Genomic DNA, 24,020 nt, shown 5'->3' with positions numbered 1-24,020 from the left:
TTTAGGGCTTTCTTGCTCAAAAAATCAAGGAGGGGAAAACATTGAAACAAGCAGTTTGGTTTCCAGCAGAAGAATATAAAGAAAAAACGCGTTTATTTGGTTGGATGAAATCATTAGGCTATGAAGATTACGAAGCTTTTTATAATAAGTCAATTGAAGAAACAGCTTGGTTTTGGGGAGAAGCTGAGAGAGCAGTTGGCTATCAGTGGATGAAACCATATACAGAAGTGTTAGATTTAGAAAATGGTACACCGTTTGCACAGTGGTATACTGAGGGAACTTGTAACGTTGTAGAATCTGCTTTATCTCGCTGGCTTGCAGACGATAAAACGAAAACACAAGCAGCACTTATGTATGAAGGGGAAAACGGAACTTCGAAATCATTTACATATGAAGAGCTTGACAGCTGGGTAAGCCGTGTTGCCAACGGTTTGAAACATGCTGGTATTGAAAAAGGTGATCGTGTAACAATTTACATGCCAATGATTCCTGAAACAGTTGTTGCTATGTTAGCGGTAATGAAAATTGGAGCGATTATTTCACCAATATTCTCAGGTTTTGCTGCTGATGCAGTAATGACACGTGTACAAGCGGCTGGTTCAAAAATGGTTATTACCGCAGATGGCTTTTCACGCCGTGGGAAAATTGTTTCATTAAAAGATGAAGTAGATAAAGCTTGTGAACATTGTCCAACTGTTGAAAAGGTGGTAATTGTTCGTCATGCAGGAAATGATTTTACACCGCATAATTATGATTTTTCATGGAGTACGTTAGAAAAAGAAAAACCATTTATACATGCTGAAGAAATGAACAGTGATGATCCATTAATGCTTATATATACATCTGGAACGACTGGTAAGCCGAAGGGGACAGTACACACACATGCTGGTTTCCCGCTAAAATCTGCATTTGATGCAGGGTTTGGAATGAATATAAAACAAGGCGACCGAGTATTATGGGTAACTGATATGGGCTGGATGATGGGACCATTTTTACTATTCGGCTCTTTAATTAATGGCGCAACAATGGTTATGTATGAAGGTGTCCCAGATTTTCCAGAAGCAGACCGCTTATGGGAGACAGTCGATAAATATGAAATTACTCATCTCGGTATTTCACCAACGTTAATCCGTGCATTAATGGCAAAAGGTGATGAATATGTAAATAAACACTCGTTAAAGAGTTTAGAAGTATTCGCATCAACAGGAGAACCTTGGAATCCAGACCCATGGATGTGGTTATTTAATACAGTTGGTAAAGGTAAAGTACCAATTTGTAACTATTCAGGTGGAACTGAAATTTCAGGTGGGATTTTCGGGAATGTCCTAATTAAGCCGATCGCACCGATTAGTTTTAACGCATCTTTACCAGGAATGGCAGCGGTTGTACTTGATGATCAAGGTAAACCAATTCGAGATGAAGTCGGAGAATTATGTTTAGAAAAACCTTGGGTAGGTATGACGAAAAGTTTCTGGGAAGATGATGAACGTTATGTAAACACATATTGGTCACGCTTTGAAAATAAGTGGGTTCATGGTGACTGGGTCATTTATGACGGTGAGCAATACATCATCACAGGACGTTCAGACGATACGCTAAATATTGCAGGGAAACGTATTGGGCCTGCTGAATATGAATCTATTCTTGTGAAACATAATGATGTAATAGAAGCAGCGGCAGTTGGTGTACCGGATGATGTAAAAGGAGAAGTTTGTCATTGTTTTGTTGTATTACGAGATGGTGTAACATTCTCAAGAGAATTAAAGAAAGAATTAATGAGTTTAGTAAACTCTCATATTGGTAAAGCTTTATGTCCAAAAGACATCCACGTTGTAGAAGATTTACCAAAAACACGAAATTCTAAAGTAATGCGACGTGTTATTAAAGCAGCTTACTTAGGAAAAGAGTTAGGAGATTTATCGTCACTTGTAAATCCTGAAGTAGTTCCGTTTATTCAGGGGTTACAGTCTAGCAAACTATAAAATTACGAATGAGCTCTATGTAAATAGAGCTCATTTTTAATGTTTACAAAAAGATAAGAGAGAAAAAGTAAATTTGAAGTTAAAAAATCTACTATTAGTGTTAAGTATATCTGTTTGTTTTTAGTTTTTATCAAAATAGGATACTATAGCTGTCTATTCAATGGAGTGATTGAATTTTGTTAAGAATGAAAATTTAGTGAAGAAAAAAGTAATGAATAAAAGGAGAAATCCCTGGGGGACAGGGATTCAATAAGGGAGATATTATTGTCGTTCAATGTCGAAATTTGGCGTATCCGACAAATTAATATTATCACGAATTTTTAGGAGATTGTGATAGTGGATGTGTCAAAAATGTGTACGGGTTTCATATAAAAGTGTTATTTAAATAGGAAAAGGGAAAAGAATTAAGTTCACTCGTTCTTAAGATTTTTTCCCTTTTAAATTTACTGTTTGTTCGTTGTTCTATATACATCTGAAATTGGTAAATCTTCGCCATGTAAAGCTTGAGTACTGTCCTTTTTGTTTGAATTATGTGCCTCCTGAGAGGTTTCTTGCAGTTGTTCTTGGGCCTTACTAGGGGTATTCAGCGCATCTAATGACACAGAATCAAGTTGTTGACTTAATAAATCTTTTTTATCCATGTTATGTAGCTCCTTTTTGAACTTAGATATAAAAACAAAGTATTTTTAAATAGTTACGTGGGTATTATGTATCTTTGAATGGAATTATATACACAAACTATATTGAGAATTTAACTAATTATAAAAATTACTTGTGCTGACAAGCTTAAGAAATATAAAGATCATTAGTTCTTAATAAAAGCGTTATTTTAGTAGGGTGTTACGAAATTTCATTTGAAAGGAACATCCCAATGATAAAAAAGAGCACTGTAAATCAGTGCTCATCTTATTAGATATTGCTTAGTCCTTAAAAATAAAACCGTTACGGACAATTCACAATGGTAATAGTGACGCTAGCCATTGTTCCAGGAGAATCAAGAAGTGAAGCAGTAACGGTTACTGTTCCAGGCCCATTAGCGGCTAGAAATACAGCGGTAAAGTTACCTGAAGCATTGGTAATGACCGCAAGAGGAACCATGAAAGCAAGAGAAGGGTTACTAAATGAAAAACTGACCACTACTCCTGGAGTAGGACTACCGTTTACTAATACTTGACCCGAAAAAAATAAAGTATTATTTCCTTGAGTGGATACACATGCTGTGGTTTCGTTAGAAGTCAAAGTAATAGATGCAGGCCCAGCAGGAAGATTAAATCCGGTTGGTCCGGTTGGTCCGGTAGAACCAGTTGGTCCGGTTGATCCGGTAGAACCAGTTGGTCCAGTTGGTCCGGTTGGTCCGGTTGGTCCAGTTGGTCCGGTTGGTCCGGTTGGTCCAGTTGGTCCAGTTGGTCCGGTTGATCCAGTAGAACCAGTAGGACCGGAAGGGAATTGAAAGGGTGGAACAGGTGGAAGTGTAGGCCCAATAGAACCCGGATTAAGTGCAGCAAAAGATAAAAACTCGTCCATTATATATCACCTCTAAAAATCGTATTACTAATAGTAAATGTAATGATAGAGCAAAGTGAAATGGACAAGCGGTTGTATTTTAATAAATTAAACAAAATAGTTATTTGATAGAAAGAGAGATTAGTATGATTACTTTAGAAATTAAATATAAAAAGGCGATTATCTTCATATCGCCTTTTGGATAATACAGTGTAATTTTATTCAGTTATTTGAAATATAGTTTCATTCGGTTTGGAAAATCCATACAGCTTCCTTGCGAATTTTAAAACTTCTTCTTCACTACCTGTTAAAACTTTAACATCATTTTTAAGGGTATGACCATCCTTCTTTAAAGAAGATAATTTTTGTTGCTCCGTATTAACCGTGATTTGTTTCTCTTTAATCATTTCTTGCTGGTTATTAAGAGAATATTGAAGGACAAAAATTATAGGTAATATAAAAGCTAAAGTAGTTATAATACGGCGTCTTGTTTTTTTATTATTACCTTGTTTGGTGTTAGCGTTCACTTGCTGTGAGGGTATCTTAGGATTTGATTGTTGTGATGATATTTTTGGGATGTTTCCCATTAAAATGCCTCCATTACTGATTGTAGAATTTAAACCGTTTAAAAGTATTATAAATGTTCAATGGGAATTTTAGAAGATAGTTTAATATAGGTGAGTTTTGTAAAGTTTAAACAAAATCCTTATTTAAACAAAATCCTTATTTAAATAAAAGGAACCCCGATTGTCTGCGGGGGCTCCTAAGGGTAATCGTCAAGTAATGACGTACTCGACTAGTTAACGATATCATGAATTTTTTGGTAAATATACTGGTAAATGCGTCCAAATTAATGAGAGCATTATTTGAAACAAAACGCTATTTTAATAGGGAGGGGAATAATGATGATTCCATGGGACAAGCGAGTATACATTGTATCAAGGTGATCATTTTATTACAGAGGGGACAATTTTAGAGGTTAGTGAAAAGGCGAATCAATCATTATATTGGCTTTGGTGCATGTTAGCTCCAAGCTATGAAAAAGTGTACGGTAATAGTACAAAGCGACTTCGGTTGATTCGGATAGATGATGATGAAGAATGATATAAAAATTTCATTTTGTAGAGAAATGAGGTGATTAAGGATGGGCATAGAATATGCCATGATTGTATTAAAAAAGAGCAGAATTTAGCCTATATATAAAGATGTTGGAATTGTTCTAAAGGGGGGAATATCTGAAATATAAATAATTGAGGGGAGTGAACTAATAATGGAAACTAGTACTTTTTTAGGATTGTTTTGGGGATGGATAACGGTTATCGTATCGGGAATACTTTTCGTACGTCCATCGGTACTACGTGAATTGAAAAAATTAGTGGTTGAAGACAGAGGATTTGGTATTATGTATGGTTTTCTATCGATTTTCCTAGGGTTAGGTAGTGTAATCCTACATAATGTATGGGTATTCAACTGGCAGGGGTTCCTAACGGTTATTGCATGGCTTGCATTATTAAAGGGAATCTACATAATTGCATATCCTGAACCCTCCAAGAAAACAGACTTTGAATTAAGGGTACTATCTACACGTATAGCGCTCGCTATCATTGGCGCCTTGGCTTTATGGATGCTTATAGTAATCTATATAAAATAATCCTTTTCTAATAAGAACTATATTAAAATAAATCTCTACGTGTTCATTGACAAAAAGCTGACTATACTTAGTCAGCTTTTTGTATATTACATTCTAGTATTTATCGGTCACAAAAGACATGTTCTCTCTTTTAAGTCGATATTGAAAATGTTACCAATTTTTTCTTTTACAATGACAACAAATAAAGAAACATTTACAACGACACTTATTTCGTTTAGAACTCCAATCATTATCACAATGATTCTTTTCTTTAGATTTCCACCAATCATCATTACAATGCTTTTCCTTAGAACTCCAATCATCATCACAATGATTCTTTTCTTTAGATTTCCACCAGTCATCACAACAATGCTTTTTCTTAGAACTCCAGCAATCATTTTTCCAGGACATTCTTTTATACCTCCCTTCAATAGGATTCATACTATTCTATGTTTTAGTAAAAGAATGGCTTGTTTATTAACCTATTATTTTACCTTTATATGATAGAGTGCTTTCTACTAGATATAGAATTCATACAAACTATGCTAATTTTCAAGAGATAGTTGAGAGAACTACTGGTTATGATATTAATCAACAAACACTTGTTGAAGGAAACGTTAAGATTTTAAATAATATCTTATTTTGGAGTACGCTTTTCTGAATGTATATTTCACAATGGTAAAGGAAAAATACACCATATCACTGCGAACAAAGCCTATGTATATGTGAAGTAATAGGAAAAGGTGGTCCCTATTCAAGGAGCCGGCTTATTAAAAGTATAAATAAGAAGGTTTAGTACAAGTGTTTGTTTTTTTGTTTCTATGCTTTTGTCTCGTACACTTTTAAGCTATTGGACATACTTTACTAGTAGAAAGGATTAGGGGGTGAGGTTTTGGGTTCTCGATTTAATAATTGTAGAAAGAAATGTACGTGTAAGCATGATGATTGTTGGGACATTTTTGAAGAGTGTAAAAAGGAAAAGAATGAGAAATGTGACAGCTCTTGTGTACAAGGAATTAGAGATGAGCTTAAAAAATTAATTAATAAAACAGTGCGAATTAACACTGAAGGACGTACTTATATAGGTACTGTTTCTTCGGTAACTTGCGATGTTGTTAAGCTAGCTGCTATTCCTGGTTCAGTTGCAGCAATTATATCTCTTTGTAAAATTGAAGCAATTTTACCACCTGCTACAACTGTTACTGATGAGTTTGATTTTAACGGTGTTGACGTAGCAAATAAAGATTAATTATACTTTATTGATGCTAAGCCATTCTTATGAATGGCTTTTTATTTTGTTTAAAAGGGAATATATTTTTCATATAGAAATAAATTTGAAGGTGTATAAAAGTTTGTGTGAAAGGAGAATGAGAGTGATCAAGCTGAAACAATTTACAAGATCTGATTTCAAACAATTAATAAATTGGATTAATTCCGAAGAATTTTTAATACAATGGTCGGGAAATGCATGTACATATCCTTTAAATGAACAGCAATTAGAGAAATATACAGAAAGTGCAAACACACTGGCATTCAAAATAATGGATGAAGAGACTAAAGCAGTTATTGGTCATATTTCTCTTGGACAAATAGATAATATAAATAAGTCTGCTAGAATTGGAAAAGTGCTAGTTGGTAATACGAAAATGAGAGGGCGTTCTATAGGGAAACATATGATGAAAGCCGTACTTCGTATTGCTTTTGAAGAATTAAAACTACATAGAGTAACTCTTGGTGTTTATGACTTTAATAAGTCAGCTATTTCTTGTTACGAAAGAATAGGTTTTGTAAAAGAAGGTTTATTAAGAGAGTCAAAAAAAGTAGGAGAAACGTATTGGAATTTATGGGAAATGAGTATGTTAGAATATGAATGGAACAATAAAAAAAAGTGTTTTATAATTATATTATGTTAACAAAAGGGGTTTGGTGGGAATCGTGAATAAAAAAACAAAAATAATTTCAATTGCAGCTGTTTCAGGGGGCGGTAAAACTACCATTACAGAAAGTTTAGCTCATGAGTTGAAAAAATCAAAGGCTCTATATTTTGATAGATATAAATTTGATAACTGTCCGGTTGATATTTGCAAATGGATTGATGATGGAGCTAATTACGATGAATGGGTACTAACACCATTAATTGCAGATATTCAGCATCTACTACAAAATAGTAATTTAGACTATATTATAGTAGATTATCCCTTTGCTTACTTAAATAGTGAAATGCGGGAATTAATAGATATAACTATATTTATTGACACCCCTTTAGATATTGCGATGGCTAGGAGGATTTTGCGTGACTTTACAGAAGATAAAATTAGTGAAATACATAATGATCTAAAACACTATATAACACATGCGAGAAAAGCTTATTTAGAGGCGATTAATACAGTAAAGCCGAATTCAGATATCGTTTTGGATGGATCTTTATGTGTAAATGAAATAGTTGTGCAAATAGTAGAGGAATTCAGTAGAAGAAATGTGATTTTGTAAAGTTGATTGAAAAATGAATCATATACGAATGGAACATTTATGGCTATATAAAAAAGTGGGGTGCTTCAATTTGAAAACGCTATTTTATTACAATTGGCAAGTAAGAGATGATTGGTTTAAATGGTGTGAACAACTTACAAAGGAAGAATTGCTTCGCAAACGTGTTGGAGGTGTTGGGAGTATTTTAGAAACACTTTTCCATATTGTAGATGTTGAGTATAGCTGGATTAGTGCGCTTCAAGAAAAAGAGGATAACGAACCACAGTTTAAAGATTATCAATCAATCAAAAAAGTGAAAGCGCTATCTGATTCATATCGACGAGAATTAGAAGAGTTTTTGCAAATATGGTCTGGTGACCTAGAATATAAGATATTAAAAGCTTCGTGGACAGACAAAATATATACATACGGAGAAGTGTTACGACATGTAATTGTGCATGAAATTCATCACATTGGCCAGCTATCTATATGGGCGAGAGAACTAAATCTTCAGCCTGTTTCAGCAAATTTAATTGGAAGGGGATTATAAATTTAGAGGCCGACTTGCATTTGTATTGCAAGTCGGTTTTTATATTAAAGAGAATTTTTAGTTAAAATCCTCGGCTTTTTTTTGACGTATATATAAAAACATTAAGATTGTAATGATGAAAAAGATCATAATCGTTTGTATGATTAAATTTTTAAACTGAAACAATATTGTCCAAGATGTAACAGCATCTTTAAAAGCTTGGAGTGCAGAGTACGAGGAAGGATCAAAACCGTACTGAAGTAACTTTTTTGTTTCAATAAAAGTACTGTTTTCATCACCGGCGTCTAATATTACTGAAATAAGTCTAGTATCTCCTCGTGTGGCTGTACTGACAAAACTATAATTACCATTAGTTGAAAAACTAGTTTGTAAGCCGTCAACACCTTGGAGTTTAATGTTTTTATTAAGGGAATATATCATTTTATTTGTATTGAAAACTTTTGAATCTTTGAAGGTAAATTGGTAAGAGGTTAGTTTCGTAACATTCAATACATCTGGAAAGTCTTTTACTAATTGTGTTGCTAGTTTAGCGACGTCTATCGATGTTGTAGTTGATTGTTTATTCGTATCGTTATTAATTCCAGTAGCATTTAGAAACGGGGATGGTTGTGATAACTTTAGTTGTTTTGCTTTGTCATTCATTAAAAGTGTAAAGTTATCTTCGTTTCCAGCAATGTGTTCTGCAAGGGCAAGTGCGGAACGATTATTCCCTGTCAAAAACAATGCATGAAGTAAATCACGAACCGTCGTTTTATCTTTCGAAGTTACTTGTATAGGACTCGTTTCTGCTCGGAAAACTTCGTTACTTATTTTTACTAATTCATCTAACTGTATTTTCCCTTCATTCAGTTGTTCCAGTGCGATATACTCTGTCATTAATTTAGATAAAGTAGCTGATTGTATAGGAGTTTCTTCATTTTTTTTATAAACAATCTCACCAGAATTAGTATCTATTAAAATAGCTGATTTAGCTTGAATAATTGGACCATTTACATAAAGATAAAAATATAAAACGATAAGTGCAGTAATAAGAAAAGATAATAATAAAACTGTTATTTTTTTCAAGAATTGCATTAGCGATCCTCCTAATATTACATCAATAATATTATTGTAAAAAGGAATGCTTAATTAGGAAGAAAGAAAAGGTAAAGAATTTCTAAAGAATTATAAAGGATTATTAAATTTTGGATATTAATGGAATATAAAAGGTTCAATTTCTTATATGATAAAAAATTGAACCTATAAATATGTGGTATTAAGCTTTATAAGGGAGTAATTTTACAGTGAAAGTTGTTTTTTTATCATCGCTATATACTTCAATTGTTCCTTTATGCAATTCAACAATACTTTTTGCAATTGCTAATCCGAGCCCAGATCCACCAGTGTTTGTTGAACGTGATTTTTCAACACGATAAAAACGTTCAAAAATATGAGGTAAATCAGTACTAGGGATAGGTTGTCCGTAATTTGTTATATCAATTGTAATCATGTTATTGCTTTCGTAAGCGGTAATATCAATATGATCTCCATCATTTCCATAAGTAATAGCGTTTATGATTAGATTTTCAAACACACGTACTAATTTATCCCCATCAGCTAGTACCATTAGCTTTTGAGATGGGAAAGAAGGGCGACATTCAATATTAGCTTCTTGAAGCTGTATCCGAAATTGGACAGTTAATTGTCCAAGCAATTCTACAATATCAATGGGAGCAGAATATAAACTTAACTCTTTATTTTGAACACGTGTATATTCAAACAAGTCATTCATTAATGCATTAAGACGGGTTACTTTATCGTAAATGACTTGAATATAGTATCGTAATTCTACTTCATCTCTATAATTATCATGATGGATTAAATTTACGTATCCAACTATAGATGTAAGAGGGGTTCGTAAATCATGTGATACATTTGTAATAAGTTCGCTTTTTGCTTGTTCTGCCTGTCTTTCTTCATCAATTGATACTTTTAATTGCTCAATAATTTGATTGACCCCAGTTGCCAGTTCTTCTAAATAATTATGGTGTACGATGGAAACTTTATGATTAAAGTTTCCACTTGCAATATACCGAATCTCTTCAATCATTTTTTTTATACAAGTTTCATAGTAAACCTTTCTTTCATGACGATAAAAAATGTATAAATAGGATGAGAAAATAGAAAATAAAAACAAATAAGATACAATCATCATCCATAAAGACTCTTTTAATCCAATATATTTTTCATGGCCAAAAATTCTAATGAATTCTTTTCCTAGTTCGCTTAGAGTAAGTGAACTCTCAATTACACTCGTTACGAGGCGAAATATAATTAATTCGGTAATTGGTGTAAGAGTGATAGCTAATAAAAGCCAAAAAATAAGCTTCCACTTTGGTATATCTTTTAATATATCAAATGCTTCATTTCTCAATTTTATATCCTACTCCCCAAACCGTATGAATTAGTTTTTCACCATTCATTACGGTTTCAAGTTTATCGCGTAAATTACTAATATGGACCATTACCGTTTTATTAGAACCATAACCGTCTTCATTCCAAACTCGTTCGAATATCTCTTCAGAGCTAAATACTCTTCCAGTATTACTCGCTAGTAAATATAAAATATCAAATTCGATAGAGGTGAGTTTAATATATTCTCCATTTACTTTAACAGTATGATTATGTTTATGTATTTCAACAGAACGAATACGAATAATACCATCTTCATTCTTTTGGGAAGTAGCATTTTGGAAAGAGGATCTTCGTAATAAAGCTTTCACTCTAGCCACTAATTCTAGTGGATTAAACGGTTTAATCATATAATCATCTGCGCCGGTCATAAGTCCTAAAATTTTATCCATATCTTCAGCCTTTGCACTAAGCATAAGGATAGGTACAGTATTATTTTCACGCACTTCTTGACAAACTTCCAATCCGTTTCGTTTTGGCATCATAATATCTAAAAGCATAAGGTCAACTTCATATGTACATATCATTTGTAATGCTTCATCACCATCATAAGCTTTATAAATGTTATAGCCTTCATTTCGTAAATAAACAGCCAGTAATTCTACAATATCTTTATCATCATCAATAATTAATATGTTTTTATTCATTTTATAGTTAGTTCCTTTCCTTACAATTAATCAACATTACTATAATATCAAACATTTATGTATTTTGTAGTAATGTTTCTACATAAAATTTCATGTATCGTATTAAAAAGGAATTAAAACATTCATAACGAATATAAAATAAGAAGGATATTTAAACTCCACATTATACTGAAAGATAGTTATAAGGGGGACTTGCTATGTTATATAATGATATATATTCATTTACTCCAACTGGAAAAATAGAAAATGATATTAAAGCTTTTCTATTAAAATACAATAAAGAATTTACATATAAACATTCAATTCGGAATTTAAAAGAAATTGTAGAGTAGAAAGGGTATGAAAATGCAATTTAAAGAATATATGAATCAAATATTTCCAGGAGTTACTTTAGTACCGTACATATACTCTCAGTGGGAAAATCATCTTCATTTTGATTTTGGGAAAGATAAATATCAATTCAAAGAAGATGGTAACACGTATAATATGGAATATTTCACACAACTATATAGGTATAATAAAAATCTATTTAAAGATATATTTTCAAAAGAAGATACCGTCTTTTTAATCACAAATGTTTATCGATTTAAACAGGAAAATATAAAAAATCTGCAGAAAATAAATGTATACAATAGATTTATTAAAAAGAGCGGTTTAAAGTTTCATATTAGACAAGAAACATTACCTTTTCTATTTGAAGATGAAGAAGCTGACTTATATTGTACATATCAATTTTCTTTACAATGTTTTGCAGAAGATATTAAATATGAACCGCTTATTCAAGCAGCTAATCATGAAGATTTCCCTGACCTACGTCCACGTCTAGGGCGAAAAAAAGAAATTTCATATCCAGATGTATTTTTTATAAATGTAACAAAGGATATTATCATGTTTATTTATGATGATAGAGGATGTGAAGTAATTGCGAAGAATAAAGAAAAGATACGGGATTTATATGTGAAGTATAAAGAGTGGATACCAGAATATGAACGAGAGAGTATAGATGACTTATTTACATGAAAATAGGAGGAAGTGAAGTGTGTAATGAAAAGGATCGCAATTGTATCTGCATGGGAACCAGAGCTTACGTATTTGCATCAACATTATCCAAGTGAGCGTGTAGAAAAAATAGCAGCTTGGGAATTTCATTTTCATTCTATTAATGAATTAGAAGTTATTTCAGTTGTAACTGGTGTCGGTAAAGTAAGTTGTGCTAGTTGTGTACAACTATTAATAAGTGAATTCCAGCCAGACCAGTTATTTATGACAGGGATTTGCGGGAGTTTATCAGATAAGGTGAAAAATGGACACATCGTTGTAGCTCTTAATACTTTGCAGCATGATGTTACAGCGGCTGGTTCAGGAGAAGATAGTTTTAATCTATATGATGGTAGAACAGCACCTATTGAAACAACTAAATCACTCGTAAAACGAATGAAGAAATTGCGTTCGTATGACCCGGTCCATTTTGGTACATTTCTATCTGGAGATCAACGTATTCGAAGTTCAGAAATGAGGTATTTACTTCATACTGTATACGGTGCTTTAGCCGTTGATCAAGAAGTGGCAGCATTTGCTTATGTATGTCGTGTAAATAACAAACCATTTCTATGTTTAAAAGCTGCCTCAGATCAAGCGAATGACAAAACGAAAGAAGAACAAAAGGTTTTTAAAATGTTAGCATGTGAACGAGCGTGTGAGCATTTAATTACTTTTGTACGTGTTTATGAGATTACTGTAGTTAACAATAGATAACAAGAGGGGGAATATCCCGCTCATTTCAAATTAAGAGGTGAATTATAATTGCATACGTATTATGGAGAACTTTGTACAAAGATATATGAAAGTGATAAATCAATTGCAGCCGGAAAAGAATTGGATTTTTATCTTTCTTTTGCAAAAGATAAAAATATACATGTGTTAGAACCAATGTGCGGAAATGGTAGAATGTTAATTCCCTTTATGCAAAATGGTGTGAATATAGAAGGGTTCGATATTTCGAAAGATATGCTTAAAGTTTGTAAAGATAAAGCAGAAAAATTAAACTTAAAACCGGTTGTGTCACAAGGAAGAATAGAAGAATATCATAGTGATAAAAAATACGATCTTATTATGATTCCTATCGGTTCATTTTCACTTTTACCAAATAATTTAGTAGACAATAGTCTTCAAAATATGAAAAACAACTTAAAGGAAAATGGCAAATTACTTCTGACAATTGTACAAGGTGGAAGTGAGACAGAACAAATTTTAGATTGGATAGAGACAAATAGAAAAGAAATTAACAATGAATTAATTGTTGAGTATAGAAAAGTTTCATATGATAAGGCGCAAAAACTTCTAAATATTATACTGAAATATGAAATCATTCATGATGAGAAAATAAAAGAAACTGAGATTATGGATTTTCCTATAAGACTATATAATTTAAAAGAATTTGAAAATATACTTATTACTAATGGGTTTAGTCAAATTGTTGTTCATGAAATAAAAGATGGATATGGTGAAGGTAATTCATTTCATGTATTTGAATGCAGTTTATAACAAGTCAAAGCGGGGGATTATACTTATATGATTCAATACAAAAGATGTAGTGAAGTAAGTATAGATTTAGTGTATAAAGCTTTTAAGGATGGATTTTCAGATTACATCATTAAACTGGAAGTTTCAAAAGAAGATTTTATAAAAAGATTTTTTGGGCCAGAAGGGAATTCGCTAGAACACTCCTTTCTTGCTTTAGACGGTGACAAATCTGTTGGTGTAATACTTGGTGGTATTAAGGTATATGAAAGTATAAAAACAATGCGCTGCGGAACATTAGCTGTTCATCCAGAATTTCGAGGCATTGGTGTAAGTCAAAAGTTATTTGAGTTACATAAAGAAGAAGCGACACAAAATAAATGTAAGCAGCTTTTTCTTGAAGTTATTGTAGGAAACGATCGGGCGATTCATTTTTATAACAAATTAGGTTATGAAAAAGTATATGATCTTTCTTATTATAATTTAAATGATTTAACTAAAATAATGAATAAAGGTAATAAAAGTATTGAAGTAAAACAATTAGAATTTCCAACATTTAAAGTTGAAATTCAGAAATGGCTAAGCTTCCATATAAATTGGCAAAATGATATTGATTATATCGAAAAAACAAATCATACATTTTACGGTGCATATGTTGATAGTGATATAAAAGGTTCTGTATGTGTAAATGAACAAGGAAAAATTAGTTTTATTTTCATAGACAAAGATTATAGAAATATTGGTGTTGGGACGAAATTATTACAGGTAGCAAGTGAAGAATTAAAGTTATCAAGTTTATCAATTGGGTTCCCAAACAACAATTTACTGGAAGGGTTTTTAAAGAAATCTGGATTTGAAAAGAATTCTTTAGCACAATATGAAATGTATTTATTGCTATAAAAAGCGGAGGGAATTATTCTTTTCGCTTTTTATTTTGCACTATAAACGTTTTTGCTGTATGTGGGAGGATAAGTAAAAACAACAGAAGTTTTGTTACCTATCTTATTGAGCTAACTGGCACTTTAGTTGAAAAAGGAAAATGTATAGTAAACATAGAATATATTAATACATTAAAAGATTTATGAGGTGAAAGTGATGGCAATTAAGCAAGACGAAATTAAAGTAGTAGTCGGAGCTGGAGTATTTAATAATAATCCAGGTTGGGTTCAAACGCAAGAAGATGAACTTAATTTACTAGACAATACCACTTGGGAAGAAAGATTTGAATACAATTCCATTTCAGCTATTTTAGCAGAGCATGTATGGGAACATCTTACTTTTGAAGAAGGTGTAAAAGCAGCTGAAATTTGCTATAAATTTTTAAAGCCATCAGGTCATATTCGGTGCGGAGTGCCTGATGCATTTTTCCGAGATGAAACCTACCAAAATATAGTTCAAATAGGCGGCCCTGGCCCGAAAGACCACCCAGCTGCAAGCCATAAAATCGTACATAATTATAAAACATTAACGAAAATGTTTGAAATTGCTGGATTTGAGGTAGTTTTACTTGAATATTGTGATGAAAATGGTCAATTTTATTACACAGAATGGGATGCGAATGACGGCGTTATTTTCCGTTCGAAAAGGTATGATTCTAGAAATAGAGGCGATAAACTTGGTTTTCCATCGCTAATTGTTGACGCGATTAAAAGGTAAGTCATTCACCTAAAATAGGTGTTAGTTCTATCAGTTCATGAGTCGCAAATGCGGCTTTTTTTATTTGCTTTGTAAACCTACGTTTAGCAAGGAATTAGACATACATAATAAGTGATTTTGAACATTACATAACTTGATTTGAATACTATATTAGCTCTTATTAACACCATTTATCTTAAAGAAAATTGCTTTTAAATATTTAATGGAAATATCATATAAAGTAAATAAATCAACGTTTTCTCATGTTGAATTTTTTTGCGGAAATGTTGAGGTACGCCTATTGTAATAAACACATGGAGAGAATATATAATAAATCAATCAATGTTCAAGATACCATTCACACATTAAATTAATATTTCATTGCCATAGAGATTTCTTTTATACATAAGTTCGTGTAAAATAAAACAGGAACATACATTCTGTACAAGAGTAGGAGGAAATAAATATGTTGGCTGAAATAGAGAAACAAATTGATGGCTATATTATAAAATTTGAACGCCAATTTCCCAATACAATAGAGGAAGTTTGGTCTGTTTTAACTGAAAACAGCAAGCTTAAAAAATGGATGTCTAATTTACAGATTGAAAACCTTAAAACAGGTGGAATTATAAAGTTCGACATGATGGATGGTTCATTTTTAAATATTGATATTTTAGAGTGCCAACTAAATTCAGTACTTGAATTCACATGGGATAAAGATCGTGTCCGATTTGAAATACATAAAGAGAAAAATGGTGCTCTTTTACTACTTAAAGAATACATTCATGAATTAACTGATCATACACCAAAAGATATAGCTGGTTGGCATATTTGTTTAGATCTTTTTTCTTCCGTTTTAGAAGGAGAAGAGAAGGTGTTTTCAAAAGATGAGTGGGAATATTGGTTTGATAATTATAAGGTTAAGGTTGATGAGTTGAAAGATTAGGGATTAAATTCATGGTATTTATTATGTAATTATTATCTTATAAAAATGATTTTTAAAAACAATAAGAATAGAGGTTAATATGAAAGTAAATCAATTAATTGCTAATAACATAAATAAACTTGATACTGTTATTCCGTTTAATAAATCACTTGGTATTGCTGGTTTATCTGGATCTGGAAAAACAACTCTTTGTCAAACAATTGGTGAAGAATCAAAGAAGCGTCTAGTTTCCTTATTGCCAAAGGCTGAATATCAATATTTATTTCCTAATATTATGGAAACTAATTTTAGTGCAATTAAAATGGAAGAAATGCCTTTAGTACTTTTTTTAGGGAAATCATCAATTTCTTCCAATCCGCGTTCGACGATTGGTACTCATACAGGTGTTTTTAAAGAGATTCGTGAAAAATTAGCGGAAGAATTTAATCTTTCTCCTGAAGTCTTTTCATTTAATAATCAATTAGGTTGGTGTGCTGGCTGTAAAGGGCGTGGTACTACTAAAAATATTGAGTGTAAAAAATGTAAGGGGAAACGTTATAGTGAAGAAGTTGAACAACGTACTATTGAGTTATTTGCTGAATCACATACAATTTCGGATATTAACGATTTAAGTGTTGAATCTATTCTTTCACTAGCAGAAGAATTAAATATTAGTGAAGCAAAACAACATATACTGCAAAATATTATCAATATGAACATTGGTTATTTAACATTAAATCGAATTATGGGTACGTTGTCAGGTGGAGAATTAACACGACTTTACTTAGCTGAATTCATGGCAGTAAGTGAAAATGCTGTAATTATTATTGATGAGATTTCCGTGGGGCTTGATAATGAAACATTGTTACAAATATTAGAAGAGATCAAGCAATTAGGGTGTAAAAATCAAATCTGGCTCATTGATCATTCAGATACAGTACTGGATACAACAGATGAGCAATTGTTCTTCGGACCTGGTAGCGGAAAATATGGTGGACAAATCGTGAAAGAATCACCAAGGCCAAAGCCAATACTATCGGAACGAAATTACAAAATGCCAACAGAATATTATACATTCCATGAATTATATTGCCGAAATATCCAAATGACTGAGTTTCAGATTCCTAAAAATAGACTTGTAACTGTTACAGGAGAGTCTGGATGCGGGAAATCTACACTTGTCAATGAGTGTTTAGCTACAGATTTCTTGAAACGATATCCAAAAGATAAACTAGTTATGGTAGGGCAAGATCGAAACCAATCGATTACAAGTCGATCAACTGTAGCAACTTTCTTAGATATTAAAAAGAAACTGACAAAGTATAGTGAAGAAATTGATGATATTTTTGAGCGCTCAATTGAGGATATTATTGATGAAATTCCAAACGAAGATATTGCGTATAAACGCTTGAGCCTACTAATCAAATTAGGACTGGGCTATTTAACATTAGAACGAAAAACACAAACATTATCAACGGGTGAGTTTCAATGTGTTCATTTAGTTTCTGAGTTATTTGCAAAAACAAGAAATCCACATACATTGTTTATTTTTGATGAGCCTTCAAAAGGTTTATCGCAAAATATTTTAAATCAATTTATAGATAGTGTTAGAGGGATATTACAAGATGAATCAGTCTCTATCATAATGATTGAGCATAACAGTTACATGCTAGAAAGTTCTGATTATATTGTCGATTTTGGAAAAAGACAGCTTGAATCTATAGAGCATCTTGATGTAGTAAGTCATGAGGATTATTATCGTCAAAAAAGAAGTGTGAATAATGCTGAACAAATACACATTTCTTCAACGCTTAAGCGTAAAGAAGGAGTTCACTATTTAAAAGAAAATCATATTAACTATTTTAAAAATGCTGAAAACGTTTATAAGGGTGGTATTTTAAAAAGCTTATCATCAATGGCACGATTAATTTATGGTGAATATGAATCTGATACAATGGCAGCTGTTGTTGCTATTGATCTCGAAAGACATTTGTATAGTCAATATAGTTTCTTATATGAAATTGGTGGATTGATCAATCATATTGTAGCTGCTCATCCGACTAATAAAGATACGAGAAGCTTCGATTTCTATTCTCAGGATAATCATTGCCCATCATGTTCGGGACGTCTTCAAATTGAAGTTTTTGATAAAGAAATTACAATTCAAGATAAAAATGTTCCATTTTGGGATGGTCTATTCGATCCGGAAATCATGAAAGTATTAAAATTTTATCAATATGAAAAAATAGAATTTCTATTTGAAGAAATTAAAAATGAGCTTGGTCATGATTTGTCAAAGAGCTATAATGATATGTCTGAGGAAGAAAAACATACATTTTGGTACGGCTATTTTGATAAGTCCTTTTATGATAAGAAAGGAAAGACACGTAGAACATGGGTAGGATTTAATACGATTATTGGCGGGTATATTGTTATTTCAAAAGCAGCTATTAAAGAAGATATTAAGACTTCTAAAGAAATGATGAAATGTCCAATTTGTAAGGGGACTTTATTAAATCACCACAAACCACTTAATTTTGGAGATACAGATATTCGTGAAATTATTAATCAGCCGCTTAACGAAGTATTAAAAATTGTAGGAGATTTGCCTGTACTCGTCAAATTGAAATCTATCGTAGGTGACGATATGATTATGACAGAAGATGTTTCTTTATTACCTAGAAATATACAAGTCGCACTGAAAATGTTTGAATTAGAACAAGCAAGCTTTTCAAATTATGAAATGGTGTTACAAAATGTTTTACCATTCTGGGATGAAATAAAAGGAAATATAGAATCCATTTGCTTCAACAATCAAGTAACTATTTGTGATTTTCCTAATGTTTATGAAACAAGAGAAACCATTATAGATAAGTATTTCACAAATGGTAAATATAAAAAACTAACATATGTATACGAAGCATTTGGTTACAAAAAATTAGTTACCCAAATTAATAAAATTAAAAAAAGCAACCAGTGTCCATTCTGTAACGGTAAGAAAGTTATAACCGAAGATAATCTACATGATGGCGTGTTTAAATTAACAATTCCATGTATAACTTGTAATGCAAGTGGTATTAATGATGAAGGGCTTAAAGAAATCGTTGATGGAATAGATGTGCAAACATGGTTAACCGGAAAAGTTAGTGATGTTGTGGATGAAAGCTTACGAACTGAGGATGTTGCAGACATTCTAATATTTAATCGAATTCGTGAGTTGAATAAGCGAGAAATGATGGCAGTTTATGAATGTCTTGAGAAAAATAATTAAATTAAGAAGAATAAAAAATAGTGGTCAGTTAGGGATTAAAAACTCATTTGCAATAATCTGCAAATGAGTTTTTATGTTGAAGAAGAGTTTCTTTAAACGTGTTAAGGTAGATAGATAATAGAGCAAGAAAAATCTATTTGTAATACCAATATAAATTATTCTTAAATTTTAAACTGAAAGGTATTACAGGTTGGCATTTATGTTTAAGTTTTGTTAGTCTTTCTAAGATGTAAATACATTTATCTGCGAGAGTTAGTTTTAAATCGTTAATTATAATCATTTATTATATAATTATTGACGTATAAAAATGTTTTTTCGGGATAATAATTTAGGTTATTTGGATAATAGCAAAAGGAATATGCTACTTTTTTAGTGATTGTATAATTATTAGAATTTTTAAATTTAACAGAAATATATACTTGAATGAAGTATATATTTCTGTTAAATTTATCCTATGGACAAAACAAGTTTAATTAAAGGTCATTTAGAAATGTGTGTGTTATCTATTTTGTCGAAAAAGAAAAGTTATGGTTATGAAATTATGAAAGAACTTGAAGTACACAATTTAAAATTGAAAGGAGTAGGAAGTATTTACCCTATTTTAACTAAGTTAAAAAATCAAGAGTGGGTAAATACTTATCAAGAAGTAACAGACAGTGGTAAAGTTAGAATCTATTATGAAATTAATGAAAACGGGAAAATACGTCTTGAGAAGAAAATTAATGAGTGGTTAGAATTGCAATCTGATATTCAAACATTATTAAAAAGTGGTTTGAAAGGAGACCTTCTGAAATGAGGAATGAATTAAACGGTAAAGAAAATCAATTTTTAACTGATGTACTTAAGGAATTAAAGCAATACGATATCAGCTTAGAAGAAAGGGAAAATATTAAGCAACAAATATTAGAGCATATTCAAGAATGTCGTGAACATGGTGAGGAAAGTATAAATGACCTAGGAACGCCTCAATTATTTGTTCAAGACTTTTTGGAGATAAATGAAATTGATCTGCGAGTGAAAATGAAACAACTTCAAAATATAAATAAAAAATCTAATACATTAATCATAATTGGCATATTCGTCGCATTTATTACATACCTCATTTCACAAACTACACTTTCAATATTTTTAACTGAATCCCTTAATCCAACCAACAGTGAAAATAACTTTAATTTTAATCTTTTATATCGAATAGCAGAAAATCAATGGTGGAACTCTATATTAATAATGATTAGTTTAATGGTTTCTTTATTAATATCTATAATTTTAGTAATTTATAAAAAAAGAAAGTTATCCGAAGTACATTAAGATGAAGATATCGAAATATAAATTGTTTCTAATTTGTATAGTTTGTAATGTATTAATGTTATGTATTGCACATCCAAAAGTTTATGCTCAGCAAAATATTAAAGTTACATTAGATAAGTATATTGAAAAATTTATAAAGGAACAGAACATTCCTGGAGCTTCCGTTGCAATTGTACATCATAAAGATGTATTCTTTACAAAAACATGGGGGATTACTGGGGAGTCTGAAAAAAAGGTAACTAGTAAAACCCCATTTGCGATTGGCTCAATAAGTAAATCTTTAACAGCTTTAGCTATAGTCAAGTTAATAGAAGATAAAAAAATAAAATTAGAGGATTCAGTTCAACAACATCTTCCTTCGTTTAAACTAAAAGATACACAATCAACTTCAAATATAACAATCCAACATCTACTAACTCATACAAGTGGAATAAACACATATGAAGGCTTAGCATTATCAGATAAACAATTGAAGAGTTCTAAAGCATTAAAGGAAAATGTAATGAAACTTTCAAAAGTAAAATTAAATGCCCCACCAGGGGAAGAATATCAATATAGTAATGCAAATTATATGATACTTGGTGCCCTTATTGAGGCAGTCACAAATGAAACATATTCTTCATATATAGAAAAGCATGTTTTTCAGCCTTTAAAAATGAATGGCGCAGCGGCAAATAAAGAAAGTGCATATGAAAAAGGCTATTTAACAGGTTATCAGTCGTTGTTTGGTATACCAAGAAAAAGTGTAGTGTCTTATGATAATGCTGGAGCACCGTATGGTTATATTACCGCAAATTTGGAAGATATGATTCAATTTATAATGTTTTTGAATCACCAAGACCACACTCGATTTTTAAAGAAAGAAAGCATGGATCTTTATCTATCACCGCTTTATAAAATAAATTCAGAAAAAAGTTATGGGTTTGGATTAAGAACAACAAATATAAATGTAAGCGAAACGATGGTTTGGCATTCAGGATCAACGCCTGATGCTCGTGCAGAAATGTTTACTTTAAATAAAAGTGGCTGGGCTGGTGTGATTTTAACGAATAAAAATCATGTATTAGAAGAAACAGCACTAACGGTATTGAAAAAGGGGATTATTAGTATTTTGAATGGGGAAAAACCTGGTGATATCCCTAAAAACATACCATTCACACAAATTGTTATGTCGATAGTCACACTCTCACTCATTATTACATCAATTATGTTAATGAAAAAGTATAAACGTAAGAAAACTTGTAAAAAACAAACTTGGCTGTTCGTTGGGAGTATATTTCTACTATTATCTAGTATTTTGATCCCACTTCTTATTTATTGCACAAATTCACCGTGGCATACGATTAAATTGTTTGCAGCAGATGTAGCTTTACTCGCTAGTATTACAGTAATATTATTAGCTGTGAACGGACTAATATCAATATTTATAGCCCTGAGGAGCAAGAAAGTATAAGGATAAATAATTAAAGAAATATAATTAAAGTTGTTAAAAATAGTTGACTCTCACACAATGTCAATATTTAAGATAAAGTTGAGTTTCGAAGTAGATGTAAATCCCAAAATCTAAAAATTGCATTCCTTTTAAAGGTTGCAACAGACCATAAATTAAACTTAGTAGACATGCAAATCTAAATAGTAGTGTTTCATAATGTTTTAATGATTTGGAGGGGAAATTTTGATAGATATTAATAGAGAAGTAAGAACATCTGGCGCGTATGTTCTTTATAATAATCTATTTATTTTTCAAGTTGGTCCAACAAGAAAAGGCGATACATTAGGTGTAGTAAGGCTGGGAGGCCATAAAGAAAACAATGAGACAGCAGTAGAAACCGCTAAAAGAGAAGTGAAAGAAGAAGCTGCTATTGATATTACTATATTGAGTTCACCAAGTACATACTACAAAGAGAATTGGAATGCACAATCAAAGAAAATAAAAGTAGAAAATGAAGTCGCTCCAATATTAATTATTGATAGTCCATATGAAACTTTATCTATTATGTATATTGCACATTCAGAAAATGAACCAAATCCATCTTCTGAAACAAACGGACTATTATTACTTTCAGTAAGTGATATTAGGCTAATTTGTAGTAAGGAAATAACACTAAACGATTATATTAAGCAAGGTGGAATGGCTATATTGAAAGAAAAAATGGATAAGGAGTTAATCTTACAACCTTTTCCTCAACTTTTGTTTTTAGCAGAACTTTTAAAAAAGGATCCTGTATTACTTCAGCAGTTTCTAAATTAGCAACAAAAGCCACCTTAATAAGGGGCTTTTGTTGCTAATAATTTAATGGTATGTGTATCCTCCATCAGGAAATAATACATTACCTGTAGTAAAACCATTTTGCATTAAATACAGGACAGTATGTGCAATTTCATCATTATACCCAGGTCTCTGTACAAGAGAAAGAGATTTATAATCTTCATAAGCAGCTAGTCTTTTCTCACTTTGTTCATTCTCTCTTCGTATCGTTCCAGGAGAAACAACATTAACTCTAATAGGAGCTAATTCAACAGCTAAAGCTTTCCCTAAGCTTTCAATAGCACCATTACAAGCGCCATAAGCAGGTGCACCTTTAAGTGGTCTTTGACTAAATGCACCGGACATTAACACGATAGATCCAGAGTTTGAAAGAAAAGGAATCGCATATTTTACGGCGTAATATTGTGGCCAAAACTTTCCGATAAAGCTGCTTTCAGCAATTTCCTCTGTAGCGGTTATTGGTCCAAGTGTGTAAGAGGCTCCCGGTGTGAATAAATGATCAAAATTCCCAACTGTCTTGAAAAAATCTTGTAATTGCTCTTTATTTTGATTATCCAATACATAAGTTTGAAGATGGTTGTTATTTATTAATTCTCGAGAAATTTTTAATTTTTCTTCCGAGCGTCCTGCAATAATAACATGTGCGCCTTGTTCGATTGCTTGTTTTGCTGTTACTAATCCAATACCAGAGCTTCCACCAATGATAACGATACGAGTATCTTTTAATGTAGTAATAGACATATTTTAGCCCCTCCTTTAATAAAAACTTTAAAATAAAACTGCTATGCTTTTATTATTCGCTAAAAGATTGCAAGTGAAAAGTACGCACTTTATATGTACATAGTCGCAAATTTCGTACT

27 protein-coding genes and 2 pseudogenes are annotated in these 24,020 nt (G+C 31.7%); 21 read left to right on the top strand and 8 right to left on the bottom strand.

Going from position 1 to position 24,020, the window contains the following annotated elements; all coding sequences use genetic code 11:
* The first annotated feature begins 41 nt into the window (after positions 1–41).
* A complete protein-coding gene (locus tag CQ058_RS00655; RefSeq protein WP_002189670.1) occupies positions 42–1,982 on the top strand; it encodes an AMP-binding protein in 1,941 nt (646 codons plus the stop codon).
* Positions 1,983–2,425: 443 nt separating this feature from the next.
* Here CQ058_RS00655 and CQ058_RS00650 read toward each other — a convergent pair whose 3' ends face one another.
* The gene (locus CQ058_RS00650) at positions 2,426–2,623 is read right to left on the bottom strand and encodes a hypothetical protein (RefSeq protein WP_002189672.1); all 198 of its coding nucleotides are present in this window, start codon (positions 2,621–2,623) and stop codon (positions 2,426–2,428) included.
* A gap of 317 nt (positions 2,624–2,940) precedes the next feature.
* On the opposite strand from CQ058_RS00650, the gene CQ058_RS32165 reads away from it, so the two are divergent.
* Entirely contained in the window at positions 2,941–3,156 is a 216-nt protein-coding gene (locus CQ058_RS32165; RefSeq protein ID WP_002085442.1) for a hypothetical protein, read from the top strand.
* Positions 3,157–3,201: 45 nt separating this feature from the next.
* Complete coding sequence (locus CQ058_RS32160) at positions 3,202–3,432, top strand: hypothetical protein (RefSeq protein WP_002189673.1); 231 nt, start codon at positions 3,202–3,204, stop codon at positions 3,430–3,432.
* Positions 3,433–3,449: 17 nt separating this feature from the next.
* On the opposite strand, the pseudogene CQ058_RS32155 reads toward CQ058_RS32160, so the two are convergent.
* Both CQ058_RS32155 and CQ058_RS00640 read right to left on the bottom strand, forming a co-directional pair.
* Positions 3,450–3,506, bottom strand: a pseudogene (locus CQ058_RS32155) (exosporium leader peptide-containing protein); the annotation flags it as partial.
* 197 nt (positions 3,507–3,703) lie between these two features.
* A complete protein-coding gene (locus CQ058_RS00640) occupies positions 3,704–4,072 on the bottom strand; it encodes an FtsB family cell division protein (RefSeq protein ID WP_002189674.1) in 369 nt (122 codons plus the stop codon).
* A gap of 346 nt (positions 4,073–4,418) precedes the next feature.
* On the opposite strand from CQ058_RS00640, the gene CQ058_RS31650 reads away from it, so the two are divergent.
* Entirely contained in the window at positions 4,419–4,589 is a 171-nt protein-coding gene (locus CQ058_RS31650; protein ID WP_002189675.1) for a hypothetical protein, read from the top strand.
* A gap of 166 nt (positions 4,590–4,755) precedes the next feature.
* A complete protein-coding gene (locus CQ058_RS00635; protein WP_002127497.1) occupies positions 4,756–5,136 on the top strand; it encodes a hypothetical protein in 381 nt (126 codons plus the stop codon).
* A 107-nt stretch (positions 5,137–5,243) separates the two neighbouring features.
* Here the strand turns inward: CQ058_RS00635 and CQ058_RS00630 are convergent, their stop codons facing one another.
* Entirely contained in the window at positions 5,244–5,546 is a 303-nt protein-coding gene (locus tag CQ058_RS00630) for a hypothetical protein (protein ID WP_012260953.1), read from the bottom strand.
* Between the two features lie 461 nt (positions 5,547–6,007).
* Between CQ058_RS00630 and CQ058_RS00625 the strand changes: the two genes are divergently transcribed.
* The 4 genes from CQ058_RS00625 to CQ058_RS00610 all read left to right on the top strand — a co-directional run bounded on the left by CQ058_RS00625 (position 6,008) and on the right by CQ058_RS00610 (position 8,134).
* On the top strand, positions 6,008–6,364 hold the full coding sequence (locus CQ058_RS00625) for a hypothetical protein (RefSeq protein WP_002032241.1): 357 nt from the start codon (positions 6,008–6,010) through the stop codon (positions 6,362–6,364).
* Between the two features lie 124 nt (positions 6,365–6,488).
* The gene (locus tag CQ058_RS00620) at positions 6,489–7,028 is read left to right on the top strand and encodes a GNAT family N-acetyltransferase (RefSeq protein WP_105589376.1); all 540 of its coding nucleotides are present in this window, start codon (positions 6,489–6,491) and stop codon (positions 7,026–7,028) included.
* Positions 7,029–7,050: 22 nt separating this feature from the next.
* A complete protein-coding gene (locus tag CQ058_RS00615) occupies positions 7,051–7,605 on the top strand; it encodes a nucleoside/nucleotide kinase family protein (protein ID WP_002192892.1) in 555 nt (184 codons plus the stop codon).
* Positions 7,606–7,675: 70 nt separating this feature from the next.
* A complete protein-coding gene (locus CQ058_RS00610) occupies positions 7,676–8,134 on the top strand; it encodes a DinB family protein (protein WP_033728072.1) in 459 nt (152 codons plus the stop codon).
* A 57-nt stretch (positions 8,135–8,191) separates the two neighbouring features.
* On the opposite strand, the gene CQ058_RS00605 is transcribed toward CQ058_RS00610, so the two are convergent.
* From CQ058_RS00605 to CQ058_RS00595, 3 genes are all read right to left on the bottom strand, one after another.
* Positions 8,192–9,208: a D-alanyl-D-alanine carboxypeptidase family protein gene (locus CQ058_RS00605; protein WP_002141854.1), complete on the bottom strand. Its 1,017-nt coding sequence runs from the start codon at positions 9,206–9,208 to the stop codon at positions 8,192–8,194.
* Positions 9,209–9,389: 181 nt separating this feature from the next.
* Complete coding sequence (locus CQ058_RS00600; protein WP_002085430.1) at positions 9,390–10,547, bottom strand: sensor histidine kinase; 1,158 nt, start codon at positions 10,545–10,547, stop codon at positions 9,390–9,392.
* Positions 10,537–11,232: a response regulator transcription factor gene (locus CQ058_RS00595; RefSeq protein ID WP_002016575.1), complete on the bottom strand. Its 696-nt coding sequence runs from the start codon at positions 11,230–11,232 to the stop codon at positions 10,537–10,539. Before CQ058_RS00595 ends, CQ058_RS00600 begins: the two co-directional genes overlap by 11 nt.
* A gap of 197 nt (positions 11,233–11,429) precedes the next feature.
* Between CQ058_RS00595 and CQ058_RS00590 the strand changes: the two are divergent.
* The 12 genes and pseudogenes from CQ058_RS00590 to CQ058_RS00535 all read left to right on the top strand — a co-directional run.
* Positions 11,430–11,552: pseudogene (locus CQ058_RS00590) on the top strand (HD domain-containing protein); the annotation flags it as partial.
* A gap of 25 nt (positions 11,553–11,577) precedes the next feature.
* Positions 11,578–12,252, top strand: coding sequence for a DUF3885 domain-containing protein (locus CQ058_RS00585; protein WP_002189679.1), 675 nt, complete (start codon positions 11,578–11,580; stop codon positions 12,250–12,252).
* A gap of 24 nt (positions 12,253–12,276) precedes the next feature.
* Positions 12,277–12,987, top strand: a complete 711-nt coding sequence (gene mtnN / locus CQ058_RS00580; protein ID WP_002189680.1) for a 5'-methylthioadenosine/S-adenosylhomocysteine nucleosidase — start codon at positions 12,277–12,279, stop codon at positions 12,985–12,987.
* A 48-nt stretch (positions 12,988–13,035) separates the two neighbouring features.
* Positions 13,036–13,776 (top strand): class I SAM-dependent methyltransferase, encoded by a 741-nt coding sequence (locus CQ058_RS00575; RefSeq protein ID WP_002192889.1) that lies wholly within the window; start codon positions 13,036–13,038, stop codon positions 13,774–13,776.
* Between the two features lie 27 nt (positions 13,777–13,803).
* Complete coding sequence (locus tag CQ058_RS00570) at positions 13,804–14,652, top strand: GNAT family N-acetyltransferase (protein ID WP_002189682.1); 849 nt, start codon at positions 13,804–13,806, stop codon at positions 14,650–14,652.
* A 192-nt stretch (positions 14,653–14,844) separates the two neighbouring features.
* Entirely contained in the window at positions 14,845–15,408 is a 564-nt protein-coding gene (locus CQ058_RS00565) for a class I SAM-dependent methyltransferase (RefSeq protein WP_033728073.1), read from the top strand.
* A gap of 445 nt (positions 15,409–15,853) precedes the next feature.
* The gene (locus CQ058_RS00560) at positions 15,854–16,333 is read left to right on the top strand and encodes an SRPBCC family protein (protein ID WP_078177077.1); all 480 of its coding nucleotides are present in this window, start codon (positions 15,854–15,856) and stop codon (positions 16,331–16,333) included.
* Between the two features lie 79 nt (positions 16,334–16,412).
* Positions 16,413–19,583, top strand: coding sequence for an ATP-binding cassette domain-containing protein (locus CQ058_RS00555; RefSeq protein WP_002192888.1), 3,171 nt, complete (start codon positions 16,413–16,415; stop codon positions 19,581–19,583).
* Positions 19,584–20,037: 454 nt separating this feature from the next.
* Positions 20,038–20,379, top strand: a complete 342-nt coding sequence (locus CQ058_RS00550; protein ID WP_002032268.1) for a PadR family transcriptional regulator — start codon at positions 20,038–20,040, stop codon at positions 20,377–20,379.
* The gene (locus CQ058_RS00545) at positions 20,376–20,891 is read left to right on the top strand and encodes a DUF1129 domain-containing protein (RefSeq protein ID WP_002189686.1); all 516 of its coding nucleotides are present in this window, start codon (positions 20,376–20,378) and stop codon (positions 20,889–20,891) included. Before CQ058_RS00550 ends, CQ058_RS00545 begins: the two co-directional genes overlap by 4 nt.
* Before the next feature lies 1 nt (position 20,892).
* Entirely contained in the window at positions 20,893–22,344 is a 1,452-nt protein-coding gene (locus tag CQ058_RS00540) for a serine hydrolase domain-containing protein (protein ID WP_002189687.1), read from the top strand.
* A gap of 222 nt (positions 22,345–22,566) precedes the next feature.
* Positions 22,567–23,142, top strand: a complete 576-nt coding sequence (locus CQ058_RS00535; RefSeq protein WP_002032270.1) for an NUDIX hydrolase — start codon at positions 22,567–22,569, stop codon at positions 23,140–23,142.
* Between the two features lie 42 nt (positions 23,143–23,184).
* Here the strand turns inward: CQ058_RS00535 and CQ058_RS00530 are convergent, their stop codons facing one another.
* Positions 23,185–23,901 carry an SDR family oxidoreductase gene (locus CQ058_RS00530; RefSeq protein ID WP_002032271.1) on the bottom strand — a complete coding sequence of 239 codons (717 nt, stop codon included), beginning with the start codon at positions 23,899–23,901 and terminating at the stop codon, positions 23,185–23,187.
* Positions 23,902–24,020: the final 119 nt, after the last annotated feature.

Source organism: Bacillus sp. MYb56, assembly GCF_002976445.1.
Classification (GTDB): Bacteria; Bacillota; Bacilli; order Bacillales; family Bacillaceae_G; genus Bacillus_A; species Bacillus_A mycoides.
The sequence above is the reverse complement of the archived record's forward strand: the minus strand, read 5'-3'. Positions and strand labels throughout refer to the sequence as shown.